The organism is Spirosoma litoris, assembly GCF_054776755.1.
Genome location: NZ_BAAHBI010000078.1, coordinates 18,618 through 32,736 on the forward strand (window position 1 = coordinate 18,618; position 14,119 = coordinate 32,736).

Genomic DNA, 14,119 nt, shown 5'->3' on the forward strand with positions numbered 1-14,119 from the left:
TTTATGAAATCGTTTGTTTCTCGTAGGACTAACCTCTATAGCGTACTCCTGGCCGTCGTTGCTGTACTCATTGGGTTTAGTGCTTTTCAATCAGGCCAACTATCCAGTTCAGGCAATGCCTTTCAGCCGATTACGCTGAAAAAAGGCACACATATTAGTCTGATTGGCAACAACCTGGGATCTCGAATGATGAACTTCGATCATTTTGAGACCGAAATGCAGGTTCGCTATCCCGACGATCAGCTTTATATCCGTAACATGTGCGATCCGGGCGATACGCCTGGTTTCAGACCTCGTTCGAGCCGATTTTCGCCCTGGGCTTTTCCGGGTGCCGAGCGCTTTCAAACTGAATATGCGAATCCGTCGGATAGTCAGGGCCAGTTTGAATCGCCCGATGAGTGGCTTACCCGACTCAAGACCGATGTAATCATCGCCTTTTTTGGCTACAACGAATCGTTTCAGGGGAAAGCTGGGCTGGCCAATTACAAAGCTGAGCTGGATGCTTTTATTAAACATACCCTGAGTCAGAAATACAACGGCACCACAGCACCTCAACTGGCCATTGTATCGCCTATTGCGTTCGAAAATTTATCTGACAAATACGATCTGCCCAACGGCAAAGTTGAGAATGAGAACATTTCGCTCTATGCGAACGCCATGAAGGAAGTGGCCGAGAAAAACCATGTTCTCTTTGTAGATGTCTACGGCCCTTCGCAACAATGGTATACGACCACGGCCGAACCACTAACAATTGATGGTTCTCAACTAACCGATGAAGGTTATAAAAAGCTAGGCCCGCTACTTGTCGATCAGATTTTCGGCAAATCCTCGCCCAAAGCCGAAGCCCGACGAAAGCTCATTTATGACGCCGTTATAGAGAAGGACTGGATGTTTCATAATGACTATAAAATTCCGAATGGCGTTCACGTCTATGGTCGTCGGTACAACCCATTCGGCCCCGACAACTACCCTGCTGAAATCGAGAAAATCCGGCAGATGACGGCTATTCGGGACACGGCGGTGTGGCTTGCAGCATCGAAAGGCGAGAAAATGGACGTTGCCGCTGCCGATGAACGCACGAGAAAACTGCCCGAAGTAAAAACTAATTTTAACCCGGAGAAAAACGGGAGTCTGACCTACCTCTACGGACAGGACGCGCTGAGCAAACTCAAAGTAGCACCCGGCTATAAAATCGAGCTGTTTGCCTCTGAGCAGGAGTTTCCCGACCTGGCGAAACCGATGCAAATGTCGTTCGATAACAAGGGACGCCTTTGGGTTGCAGCCATGCCCAGCTATCCGCATTATAAACCCGGCGATCCAAAACCCAATGATAAAATCCTGATTCTGGAAGACACCAACGGCGATGGCAAGGCGGACAAGCAAACGGTTTTTGCCGATCATCTGCACCTTCCGCTTGGTTTCGAAATCGCGAAAGAAGGCGTCTACGTGTCGCAGGGGCCGAATTTGAAGCTTTTCACAGATACAAACGGTGACGATAAAGCTGACAAAAGTGTGATTCTGATGAGTGGCTACGATGATCATGACACCCACCACAATAGCCACGCTTTTACCGTCGATCCATCTGGGGCCATTTATTCGGGAGAAGGGGTCTTTTTGCACACCAACGTCGAAACGTCCTACGGCCCAGTTCGGGCGACGAATGGCGGCTTTTACCGCTACGCACCGCAACTGCACAAACTGGAACGCACGGCGCAGCTTTCCATCCCGAACCCCTGGGGTATTGCTTTTGATGATTGGGGACAACCGTTCTTCGCCGAAACCTCCAGCCCCGATGTTCGCTGGATGATGCCTGGTTCGGTACTGCCTCGTTACGGCGAATACACCCACAAATCGGTGCAGTTGGTCGAAGAAGCACACCGGGTTCGGCCCACATCGGGTCTGGAGTTCGTATCCAGCCGCCACTTTCCCGATGATATTCAGGGTGATTTTCTGATTAACAACACCATCGGATTTCTGGGCATGAAAGAACATACGCTTGTCGACGATGGGACCGGTTATAAAAGCAAGCATCGCGCTGATTTAGTAGTGAGTGAAGATCGCAACTTCCGGCCCGTTGATATGGAGTTTGCGCCCGATGGTTCGCTCTATCTGATTGACTGGCACAACATTCTGATCGGTCACATGCAGCACAACGCCCGTGATCCTCTGCGTGACCATTCGCACGGTCGGGTGTACCGCATAACGTATCCATCGCGCCCGCTGGTGACACCGGCTAAAATTGATGGAGCCAGCATTGAGCAACTCCTGGACAATCTCAAGCTTCCCGAATATCGTACCCGTTACCGTACCCGCCGTGAACTCAGAGGCCGGGATGCGTCGGAGGTATTAGCTAGACTGAAAACCTGGGTGGCTGGGCTGGACAAAAAAGACCCACGCTACGAACATCATCTGCTGGAAGGTTTATGGGTCAGTTGGGGCATGGACAAAGTTGATCAAACCCTACTCCGGCAAGTTCTGAAAGCTAAAGATTACCACGCCCGAGCCGCTGCGGTTCAGGTCGTTCGGTATACAGGGCATCAGGTAAAAGATCAGGCCGATCTGTTGATGCAGGCCGTTAAGGACGAGAACAGTCGGGTTCGTTTGGATGCCATTGTGGCCGCTTCCTGGATCGGAAAGGAAAAAGGATTGCCCATTCTGGCCGAAGCCGCTAAAAAGCCGCTGGACGACTGGATGATTCACGCATATACGACCGCTGTAGCGCACCTCAAGGGAGAAAATGTAAAGAAAGAGAAAGAAGTTGCCGAGAAAACAACGCTGAAAGGGCCGGAACTGGCGCTATTCAATTTAGGTAAACAAATTTATGCCAAAGAAGGCTATTGCACGACTTGCCATCAACCCGATGGTAAGGGCCTTGCGGCTTCAGGCTTCCCCCCGCTTACGGGCACAAACTGGGTATCTGGCAATGAAGATAGATTGATCAAAATCGTTCTGAAAGGTGTCATGGGACCCATTGAAGTCGTGGGCAAAAATTATCCCGGTCAGGTGCCGATGACGCCCTTTGGCGGCTTGTTGAAAGACAATGAAATTGCCGCCGTGTTGACCTATGTCCGAAATTCATTTGGCAACAATGCTTCGTCCATCACCCCCGAAAAGGTGAAGCAGGTCAGAGCAGCCACCGAACGAAAAAAAGACTTCTATTCACCGGATCAGTTACTGAAAGAACATCCGATGGAGAAATGATTTTAAACACAGAGACACGGAGAACACAGAGTTTTATTCCTTCTGTGCTCTCCGTGTCTCTGTGTTAATAAATAAATTCTACTTTACCCTATGCCTACTTCGCAATTTTCGCCGATTGGCTTCAACGTATTAGCCTGGACAGCCGTCATGTCCGAAAAACTTAATCTACTAACGGAGCGCCTTAAAACTATTGGCTATGATGGAATTGAGTGCTTTGTCGATAATACCGATGTTGCCGTTTATCGCCAGTTTGGCGATCATTTGAACCACCTTGGCTTGCAAAGTACCTGCGTCGTGGTGGTTGGCCCCGACTCAAATCCGGCCAGCGAATCGCCAAAAATTCGGGAACAGGCGGTTGATTTTTTGAAAGGTGTCATCGACCGGGCTCATGCTATGAATGCGTCGGTGCTTTGCGGACCTTTTCATTCGGCCTTTGCAACATTCACCCGCCGGGAGCCACAGCCCGACGAATACGCCCACAGTGCTGAAGTGCTGCACATCGTTGGCGATTACGCCAAGCAAGCCAACATTGTCCTGACACCCGAAGCCCTGAATCGCTTTGAGTGTTATCTGTGCAACACGATGGAGCAATTGTCACATCTGGTGCATCTGGCTGATCACTCGAACGTTCGGGCGATGTTCGATACGCACCATGCCAACATGGAAGAAAAGCGATTTTCGAAAGCGATTCAGACCATTGCTCCCGTACTGGCGCATGTCCACATCAGCGAAAATGATCGGGGTACACCCGGCGACGGACACATTCCCTGGGACGATACGTTCCGAACACTGGCCGAAATCGACTACAAAGGCTGGATGACAATCGAAGCGTTTACGCGCAATGACATTGATTTTGCCAACTCGATCAACGTCTGGCGCGAGTACAACGATCCTTGGGACATCGCCGAAAACGGCCTCAAATTCATCAAAGCCATGCAGGCGAAGTACGCGAAGTAAACACGCAGAAAACCGTTTTTTTGTCATTCCGACGAAGGAGGAATCTCAAGCTTGCCTTATGAGCGACTTTAAGATTCCTCCTTCGTCGGAATGACAAAAAAGAAGAGCAAACGGATTCTACTTCAGAAACTTACCCAGGTTTTCTTTCGTCACTAGCTGAAACGGGATGAGCGTTTCTTTATCGTAAGCCTGCCCTTTCGCGGCTTTTACCGCCGTTTCGATCGCTTTCGATCCCTGTTCTTCCGCATTTTGAAAAACGGTAGCATCCAGCGATCCTTTCTTTACCGCTTGTAGGGCATCGGGAATCGCATCAATACTTACGACAATCACTTTGTCTTTCAGACCGGCATCAGTCAGGGCTTTCACAGCGCCCAATCCCATTTCGTCGTTCTGCGCAAATACCGCATTAATCTGGGCTCCATACGACTGAATCCAGTTTTCCATCAGAGACATGGCTTTGGCTCGATCCCATTCCCCTGTTTGATGAGCAAGCAATTTCAGGTTTGGGTATTGCTTTAACACGTCACGAGCGCCCTGCTCCCGTTTGATTTGCGCGGCCTGCCCCATGTAGCCATGCATCATCAGCACATTGCCTTTTCCGCCTAGTTTCTCCGCAATGAATTTCATGGCAATCCGCGCCGACTCTGCGTCATCAGAACCAACGAAAGCCGACGGTTTTGCGCTCGTTTCTGAATTTACGTTGATGATCGGAATGTTAGCGGCCAGCGCTTTCGTCACGGCTGGTGAACTGGCTTCCACTTCGCAGGGATTCATAATAATGGCATCGACTTTCTGGGCAATGAAGCTCTCGATCTGCTCCACCTGTTTCAACGCCGACCGCTCGGCATCGACGGTGATCAACTCAACGCCATCGGCTTCAGCTTTTTTAACCATCGCATCGTGCACATTCACGATGAACTCGTTTTGCATGCTGAGCATCGAGACGCCTACCACGAGCTTTTTACCATCGCCTTCCTGCCCTTTTTCGCTGGATGATGATTGGCTACAGCCTGTGAGTAGAAGTATACTGAAAAGAGAATAGCTAATAAATCGTGTGTAGGTATGCCGCATGTTGATTAAAAATTGTCTGTTATTTTCGTCGTTTCCTTAATCATTCTTGCCATGTTTCAAACTGTCCAGCACTACGGCGCCAATGATGATAGCGCCCATCACGACTTGCTGGTAATAGGATGTCACGTTCATCAAATCAAGACCATTGCTGATGACGCCGATCAGTAGAGCGCCCAACAGGGTTCCGGTCATGGTTCCGGCCCCGCCCGATGTGCTGGTTCCACCAATGATCGCAGCGGCAATGGCGTCTAGTTCGAACCCGGCTCCGGCGTTCGGCTGGCCGGTTGTAATACGGGAAGTCAGCAGAATACCCGCCAGGGCAGCCAGTCCACCGCATAAGGTATACACGATCATTTTTACCGTTCGCAGCTCGATTCCCGACGCTTTGGCCGCCTGTTCGTTTCCGCCCACTGCATACATATAGCGACCGATTACGGTTTTTCTCAGAATAACGGTGCAGATGGCAAAGAATACCACCAGGATGATAATCAGGGTAGGAATGCCGAAGATTTTACCGCCACCAATAAAATTAAATGAATCGGATAGGTTAGAAATCGGGCGTCCTTTGCTCAGAATCAGGGCCAAGCCCCGGCCAATGGTCATGGTCCCCAGCGTAACAATAAAGGGAGGAACTTTGGTACGGGTGACGACAAAGCCGTTGAAGGCCCCAAACAGCAAACCCGCCACTAAGCCGACGCCAATTGGAACAACTACCGGATAGGTGTCGGGATGTGCAAACGAAGCCGCTACAACACCCGTAACGGCAACGATGGACCCAATGGAAAGGTCGATTCCGCCCGTAATAATCACAAACGTAACCCCAAAGGCCAGCAACGCATTGATGGATACCTGCGTGACGATAATCATCAGGTTTTGGACCGTGAAAAAGCGGGGTGTCGTTATCGAAAGAGCAATGCAAATCGCCACCAGGACAATCAGAAGCACATACCGGCCAACGTTTCCGATGCGTATTCGACCGTAATAGTCTCCCTTGTCAAGCGTAATGTCTTTTCCCATGTAAGTACTCCAGTATAAATAGCTTAGGTTGTTTTGAAAAGGCATTTTTGTCATGCTGACGAAGGAAGCATCTTCGGGCGAGGCTATTTATCTAGCTACCGAACCGGCCGCCGGAGCGGATGCTTCCTTCGTCAGCATGACAAAAAATAATCTAATGTATTTTAGGCGACCTACTTATTGTAAATAACTTGATCATATCATTCGTTGCCAAGTATGACCCCGATGGGGTCAGATGTTTATAGAGAATAGATCCTTACTATAAACATTTGACCCCATCGGGGTCATACAAAAAGTCAACTTCTAGTCAATTGTTAAACGACATACTACCCTCGCTAGAATCCAAAAATCAACCCCTTACGACTCCATTGCATAGTGCATGATTGTTTCCTGCGTAGCTTCTTTTGCCGAAAACAATGCGCTTTGCTTTCCCTGCGATAAAACAAGTATTCGATCACTCATGCCAAGTAGTTCGGGGAGTTCGGATGAGATCAGGATGATTCCGGTGCCAGATTCTTTCAATTGGTTGATGAGTTTATAAATTTCAGCTTTCGCGCCAATGTCGATTCCGCGTGTTGGTTCGTCGAGGATGATGAGCGATGGTGAAGAAAGCAGAATTTTACCGATGACTACCTTCTGCTGATTGCCACCGCTAAGCTGTACAACCGGTTGATCCAGACTAGACGCTTTGATTCGCAGATTCGTCATCATGGCACCGGCAACGTCCGATTCACTTTTTGACTGAACCAACAAGCCTTTTGCATACTTGGGCAAGGTAGTCAAGGTAATATTCTCCCGAACCGACAGGCGAGGAATGAAACCAAACTGTTTCCGGTCCTCACTCACGTAGCCGATGCCGTGCCGGATGCCATCCTGTGGTGTCTTTATCGTGACCTTATCTCCCTTTATGTACACCTCACCGCTGTCGGCCGGATCAAGCCCATAAATAGCACTGGCTACTTCAGTTCGGCCCGCTCCCATCAGACCAGCAATGCCCAGTACTTCGCCTTCATGAACCGCAAAACTGATGTCGGAAAATTTACCCTTGCGGCTCAAGTGCTTTACAGACAAGACTTCTTTGCCCGATTGAGTCGTGGAGTTCGGGAATAGCGTGTCGATCTCGCGACCCACCATCATCGTAATCAGGGTATGTATATCGAAGTCGGCAACAGGTTTGGTGGCCACGTATTTTCCATCCCGAAGCACCGTAATGGTATCGGCAATGGTGAAAATCTCCTCCATTTTGTGGGAGATGTAAATAATGGCCACCCCCTTCTTCTTCAGATCGCTGATGATACCGAACAGGGTCGCCACTTCTTTATCCGACAAAGCCGATGTTGGTTCGTCCATGATAATTACCCTGGCGTTGTTCGAGATGGCTTTGGCAATTTCAACCATCTGCATCTGCGCCACACTGAGGTGTTTCATCTGGGTATCTGGACGTATATCTACGCCTAGTTGCCGAAGGAGTTGGCCTGCCTGCTCGGTTATAGTCCGGTCGTTTAGCCAGCTAAACAGCTTCCCTTTCGTTTCTCGACCCAGGAAGATATTTTGGGCAACGGTCAACTCGGGAACGACCAGCATCTCCTGATGAATCATGGAAATGCCCTGCCTGATCACCTCTCTGACATGACTCGTGGTTAAGTCATTGCCATCAAAAATAATCTCACCGGCATCAGGTTTCAGAAGTCCAATCAGGAGTTTCATCAAGGTAGACTTCCCGGCTCCATTTTCGCCCATCAAGGCGTGAATTTCTCCCCTACGTATATTCAGTTGAACGTCGTCCAGAGCCACCACACCCGCGAAGATTTTCGTCAGTCCACGTACCTGAAGGATGTAGTCTTGGGGAGAAACCATAGTTGGTATCAACGAGGATGAATCTAATCAAAAGGACCGTAGGTCCGACCTGTTAATAGAAATAGTACGGTTCCCTATTATTTATAGCGCCGTAGGTGCGGCCTAATTGTTAATTAAATTAGGCCGCACCTACGGCGCTATGTATTAGAAAAAATCTCTCTACTATTGACAGGCCATCCCTACGGGATTAAAAGGCTTTTTACTGCGTGAACTCCTCCACACCCGTGTCTTTCCAACTTCTGGAAGCGGCCGATTCCAGCACGGCTTCGCAGACTTTCTGGGTTTCGAGCGAATCCTGGAAGTTTGGCGAGCAAGGAGCGCCCGTTTCGAGGCTTTTCAGGAAATCGGCTACCTGATGAATGAAACTGTGCTCATAGCCAATGCCTAAACCGGGCACCCACCACTTATCCATGTAGGGTTGATCGCCGTCGGTTACGTGGATAGAACGCCATCCGCGAACGATACCTTCATCGCTATGATCGAAGTACTCCAGCCGGTTCAGGTCATGCAAATCCCAGCGGATCGAGGCATTTTCGCCATTGATTTCGAGCGTGTACAACGCTTTGTGACCACGGGCATAACGCGTCGATTCGAACAGCCCTAACGAGCCATTCTCGAAATGGCAGTGGAAGATACAGGCATCGTCGATACCAACGGGTTCTACTTTGCCGGTTCCCTGGTGAAACCGCTCTTTCACGAAGGTTTCGGTCACCGCCGATACGTCTTTGATGGTGCCGTTTAGCCACATAGCCGTGTCGATGCAGTGCGCCAATAGGTCGCCCGTTACACCAGAGCCAGCGGCTTCAACGTCCATACGCCAGGTACCCGCACCACCTTGTGGAACTTCGGCACTGATTGTCCAGTCCTGCAGGAAGTTGGCTCGGTAATGGAAAATCTTGCCTAGCTTACCCGAATCGATGATTTGTTTGGCCAACGAAACGGCTGGAATGCGTCGGTAGTTGTACCAAACCGTATTGGCAACCCCAGCCTCCTTAACCGCATCGACCATCAATTGTGCTTCGGCAACGGTTCGGGCCAGTGGCTTTTCGCAGAGAATCATTTTGCCCGCCTTAGCAGCCGCAATAGCGATTTCGGCGTGCGAATCGTTGGGGGTGCAAATGTCGATGGCGTCGATATCGTCGCGCGCCACCAGGGCTTTCCAGTCGGTTTCGATGGATTCATAGCCCCACTGATCCGCAAACGCCTGTACTTTGGCTGCATTACGGGAACAGACGGCTTTCAAAACCGGCGTGTATTCCAGATCGGGGAAGAAATTAGGGACTCGATTATAGCCGTTGGAGTGTGTTCGGCCCATGAATCCGGTACCGACTAAACCAATTCGTAATTCTTTTTTAGTTGACATAATGTTAGGTTTTCAGTATTCGGTATTCGATTTACGGTGGGTTAGTATCAGCATTGTTCGCGTCAGCCCACCGTAAACCAAAAACCGTAAACCATAAATTATTTTTAAGCCTCGTACCAGCCGTGCGCTTTGCGGACCTTGATCATAGTTGCCAGAATATCATTCCAGGTCTGCTGGTTGGTCATCACCGAATTCGGGAACATACAGCCATCCCAGCAAATGTGTCTGAAGGCTTTGGTCAGTACGCCATTTTCATCGCGTAGCCAGTAGCCCGCATCATGAACCACATCGAGTTTGCCGTTAGGGTCCAATGCCTGGCAGTGGCGGCCCGTTTTATCATGCGAACCCGACCCGAAAACCGTTCCATCGTTCTGGGCGACGTGGAAGTCGATTGTCCAGGGGCGTAATGCGTTTGTTAGGGTTTTCAGGGCTTCCTGCAAAGTTGCCCGGTCGCTCCAATCGAAGTCAGGGGGCAAAATACGGTCCTGTTCGCGGTTGTAGCCCATTGTGTACAGCAGCGTATGCGCCATATCGGCCTGGAAACCCATGTTTGGGCGATCCACCAATTCCAGCGTTTCGAGCATGGTTTTCCAGCTGTGCATACCGCCCCAGCAGATTTCCCCTTCGGCAGCTAGTTTTTCGCCGAAATCAGCGGCTACATCGCAGGCTTCGCGGAAGGTTTGGGCAATGAGTTTGGTATTGCCAGTCGGATCAGCATCCCAATCGTGCGGAGAGCTGGCCGAGTCGATACGCACGACACCGCTTGGGCGAATACCGAGTTCGGTGAGTTTCTGGCCGATGTGGCACGATTTACGAACCATCTCGACAAAGTTGGCCCGATCTTCTTTACTGCCCATAGCGGGTCCACCCCAGATGGGTGCCACCAGCGAGCCGATTTTCAGGTTATAACCGCCTACTTTATCGGCCAGCCGTTTGATTTCATCGTCCGATATATTCACGTCGATATGCTCGAAGAGGGCCAGATCGACGCCATCGAATTTCACGCCATCCACTTCAGCACCCGCTGTCAGTTCCAGCATGGTATCGAAGCCAACAACAGGTTCGGAATCGGGGCCTTTGCCAACAACCCCCGGCCACATAGCATTGTGAAGTTTGGGATAATTATTCTCGTTCATGAGAAAGGGTATGGTTTAAGGTTTATAGGTGAATAGCACGCAGATTTTTAAGATCCTCATGATTAAAAATGATCTTAATTAATCATGAGGATCTTAAAAATCTGCGTGCTATAATACTAAATCCGGGTTGCTTGGGCCAAAGTGCTTCAGCATCACAATTGGATCGGTGGTTGAGTGGTTAACGATGACAACGCCTTCCAAAGCCGCTTTTTCGCTCACAAAAAACTCATCGTTCGTCAACTGGCCGTACCGAATCATGGTCGGTGTTTCGATGTCCCAATCGTTTAGTTTGCCGTGGCCCTGCATCATGATCAGGCCATAGGCAGCACTGTCTTTGATGGTTACTGTCTGGCCGGGAAATACCGTTAACTCTTTGGCACTGAAGGCATCTGATTTATAGCAAACCCAGACTTCGCTGTATCCGGCAGCTTTCATTTCGTCCACATCCCGAACCGGTAGTGGTTTCATGAATCGGTTGGCCATCATTTGCGGATCGGTGTTCAGTTCCCAGTCAATGGCTTCCATTAGCTGATCGTAATCGCCGATACGATCTTTTGGTGTACCATTCCACAGTAATTCTTCTGGAATAATGGCCTCGTTCACCAATGACTGGTACATCGCAAATACGTCCGATGCTTTCTGCGGCTCGTAGGTACATAGGCTACCGGGTGCGTGAAGCAATCCCGGTGGCACATCCCAGCCCGTTCCTGGCTCCAGCCGGTAGGCCGACGAGTAGTTGGTGATTTTATTATCGCCTTTGGTGAAATTTTGCAGACACTCTTTGATCTGCTCTTTCGAGGTGCCGGGAGCAATACCGATAAATGTATAGGGGAAATCGCCACCGTGGTTATTGACCTGTGGTGGGAAATAATAGGCTTCAGGTTTACCCAACTGACCAATCAGGGCAGCCTGCTCATCGTTGTGATGCAGGTGGTGCGGCAGCGGGCCCATGTTATCGAAAAACTTGGAATACATGGGCCAGGCACCGTATTCATCCCACAACCGGTCGCCGATCAATTCGCCTTTGAGTTCGCTTACGGCATCTTTCAGCAAAAACTGAACTTCGTTGCCTTCGTCGTTAAAAACCACATGGCTCAAGCCTTCATTTTCGCCCGTTAGCGGACCGTTTTTAGCGGGTGTGGTCGATGAGAACCAACGTTCGTCGATACCGCCCCGCTCACCACCTAATACATAGTAGTCGTCTGGGTGCAGTTTAATCCGACGGCCTGGTACGCAAAACGACCGGGGTACCCAGGTTGGGGTTAGGCGTAAAACTCCTTTTCCTTGTTCTAATGCTTTTTCAATTACACTGAGTGCTGGTGTTGTTTCCATACAGGTTTATTAATAATCAGCTTAAGGATGATAGACCGCAGATTTTTATGATGAATATGATTAGATTATGATTTCACTTTCAACTGGCGGAGAAAAGATGTTATCTAATCTCTTTACCTCTATAGATCAGCAAAAATCTTAACGATCATAAAAATCAGCGTTCCATATATTAGGAGAGAAAGGCAGTTATAGCATCTTTCTCATGTAAAATTTCAATTTCTAAATCATAAGATTTGCGCTCGCCCGGTGCCAGAAACAGCAATTCGTTCTGTTCCCTAGCCTTCGCTTGGCCAATCAAGGGGTTCGTTGCTGGTTCCAGGCCTGTCACATACTCACCTTTTCCCCAGTGTTGCCAATTGATCAGCCAGGGCAACTGCGCTTTTTGAAACCGCAGCGCCACCGCAATACCCAGTTGCGCATTATGCAAACCAGCCGTGCATTGGCCAGCACTATCGGGGGTACAATCAATCGAGGCAACTGCTTCGCCTGTGCCGCTATGTGTATCTAATGGAGCGGGGCATTTCCGGAAGTCGTTGCCCTCTCGGAAGATGTCGGCATTGATGCCCCCTTCGCGCGCTTGCCAGTCTCCCTTCCAGATGATGTCGGTCCCTTCATCGACCAGTGGCCAACCGAAATTGAAATGGTAGAGCAGCATGTGTGGAACGGATGTATTGCCCCGATTGATCACCTCGTCGTGAATCCGAAGAAAAGGCTGCCCCAGTGTACCGGAGATTGTCCGGCGTAGTTCCAGACTAGGGCCGAAAATCTTCGTTTCCTTGATCCGCCCGGTAATGCTCATCTCTAACCTGCCCAGCAGAGGGTCGGGCTGGATAATGGATTCGATTTCGGCAGGGCAGTTGCTTATTTGTCCGTGCAATCCGCGTTCGCCATAAGCATCCTGTTCGGGACCGCCTACGTGCGAGAGGCCGCAGGTAGTGAGTAAGCCACCACCAAATGTCCGCAACCAGTCGATCCCCTTATCCGAAAACGGTTGGGGTGGCGTTACGCCTGTGTGACTTAGCCAGGCCAGGCTATGTTGGTTATAAAATGCGTCGGCAATGTCCATGGCCCGGTCGATGAGCACTTTGTAACGCAGGCCCGTTCCGGTGTTGATCCACGCAATTCGGGTACCTCGACCCGATCCGTTATCCAGTATCGACGTTTCGATACCGCCGATCTGGGCCGGATTGGAGACTTTATCTGTCCAGGATTTTTGTGTCAAAATGAATTTATAGGTTTATGGTTCACGGTTTATAGTTTCCGGTTAGCTGACGCAAGTGTTTTACTTACGCGTCAGCTAACCGGAAACCTAAAACCGCGAACCGAAACTACAACTGCTTCAGCATCAGGTTGCGGTATTGCACTTTCATGGGTGGCCCCACGTGTACCTGTACGCCCAGAAGACCTTTGGATTTACCGTTTACGGTATCTTCATCGGTCACTTCGCTCATCAGTACATCGTTGATGTAGTGTTGTAACTTATTGCCTTTGATGACCAACCGGAAGGTGTTCCAGTCTTCACTCTTGATCAGCGTCTTTAATGAATCAGAACTGCCTAACGAACCCGTGACGGTCAATCCGCTCCAGGCATTGTTTTTCACGTTAGCGCGGACGCCTTCGGGCGTTGCTGGTCCGGTATAAGGTGGTATAGTCGTTCTCTGGCCCCGATACGCTAATGTTGTCCGTTTCCGTTCTTCGTAGTTCTGACCGGTGTAGCGAATTTTCCCGTCGATGTCGGCCTGGTAACCCCGTAGAGCGAACGGCACGTCGGTTAATTGATCGCTGCGGTAGTTGATGCCCGAGTTGCCATCCTGCGTGATGTTGAACTCGCCTTTAAACTCAAAATCAGCGGGTTCTCCCCCTTTCCAGATGATAAAGGAGTTGGTTTTCAGCAAGGTAGACGGCGTTATTTCGCCAACCAGACTGCCATTTTCAACCCGCCAGTACGTTGGATCGCCATCCCAGCCCTTGAGAGTTTTTCCATCAAAAATCTGAACAAACCCGTCTTTCTTTTTTTGCGCTACGCAGGATATATTGATACCGGCGGTTGTCATGACCGCCAGTACTAATCCTAGCTGGATAAAGTTGAGATTTCTTCTTTTTAGCATGTCAATTTTAGTTTTTGTAGCGCGGACATCTTGTCCGCATAGCTGTAAGCCAAGTTGTAGCTGTTTTTAGCTTATGGCTA

The 14,119-nt window shown here is 49.8% G+C and carries 10 protein-coding genes; 2 read left to right on the forward strand and 8 right to left on the reverse strand.

Annotated features, from left to right (window positions below; all coding sequences use genetic code 11):
- The first annotated feature begins 3 nt into the window (after positions 1–3).
- Positions 4–3,201, forward strand: a complete 3,198-nt coding sequence (locus tag ACYVGR_RS37190) for a PVC-type heme-binding CxxCH protein (RefSeq protein ID WP_460965928.1) — start codon at positions 4–6, stop codon at positions 3,199–3,201.
- A 90-nt stretch (positions 3,202–3,291) separates the two neighbouring features.
- Positions 3,292–4,158 carry a sugar phosphate isomerase/epimerase family protein gene (locus tag ACYVGR_RS37195; protein WP_460965930.1) on the forward strand — a complete coding sequence of 289 codons (867 nt, stop codon included), beginning with the start codon at positions 3,292–3,294 and terminating at the stop codon, positions 4,156–4,158.
- Positions 4,159–4,275: 117 nt separating this feature from the next.
- On the opposite strand, the gene ACYVGR_RS37200 is transcribed toward ACYVGR_RS37195, so the two are convergent.
- The 8 genes from ACYVGR_RS37200 to ACYVGR_RS37235 all read right to left on the reverse strand — a co-directional run bounded on the left by ACYVGR_RS37200 (position 4,276) and on the right by ACYVGR_RS37235 (position 14,039).
- A complete protein-coding gene (locus ACYVGR_RS37200; protein WP_460965932.1) occupies positions 4,276–5,229 on the reverse strand; it encodes a sugar ABC transporter substrate-binding protein in 954 nt (317 codons plus the stop codon).
- A gap of 36 nt (positions 5,230–5,265) precedes the next feature.
- Positions 5,266–6,246 (reverse strand): ABC transporter permease, encoded by a 981-nt coding sequence (locus tag ACYVGR_RS37205; protein ID WP_460966018.1) that lies wholly within the window; start codon positions 6,244–6,246, stop codon positions 5,266–5,268.
- A gap of 354 nt (positions 6,247–6,600) precedes the next feature.
- Positions 6,601–8,100, reverse strand: a complete 1,500-nt coding sequence (locus ACYVGR_RS37210) for a sugar ABC transporter ATP-binding protein (RefSeq protein WP_460965934.1) — start codon at positions 8,098–8,100, stop codon at positions 6,601–6,603.
- A gap of 199 nt (positions 8,101–8,299) precedes the next feature.
- Entirely contained in the window at positions 8,300–9,463 is a 1,164-nt protein-coding gene (locus ACYVGR_RS37215) for a Gfo/Idh/MocA family protein (RefSeq protein ID WP_460965936.1), read from the reverse strand.
- Between the two features lie 104 nt (positions 9,464–9,567).
- Complete coding sequence (locus ACYVGR_RS37220) at positions 9,568–10,599, reverse strand: sugar phosphate isomerase/epimerase family protein (protein ID WP_460965938.1); 1,032 nt, start codon at positions 10,597–10,599, stop codon at positions 9,568–9,570.
- 108 nt (positions 10,600–10,707) lie between these two features.
- The gene (locus ACYVGR_RS37225) at positions 10,708–11,931 is read right to left on the reverse strand and encodes a class I mannose-6-phosphate isomerase (protein WP_460965940.1); all 1,224 of its coding nucleotides are present in this window, start codon (positions 11,929–11,931) and stop codon (positions 10,708–10,710) included.
- Positions 11,932–12,100: 169 nt separating this feature from the next.
- Positions 12,101–13,153 carry an aldose 1-epimerase family protein gene (locus tag ACYVGR_RS37230; protein ID WP_460965942.1) on the reverse strand — a complete coding sequence of 351 codons (1,053 nt, stop codon included), beginning with the start codon at positions 13,151–13,153 and terminating at the stop codon, positions 12,101–12,103.
- Positions 13,154–13,259: 106 nt separating this feature from the next.
- Positions 13,260–14,039 (reverse strand): 3-keto-disaccharide hydrolase, encoded by a 780-nt coding sequence (locus tag ACYVGR_RS37235; RefSeq protein ID WP_460965944.1) that lies wholly within the window; start codon positions 14,037–14,039, stop codon positions 13,260–13,262.
- Positions 14,040–14,119: the final 80 nt, after the last annotated feature.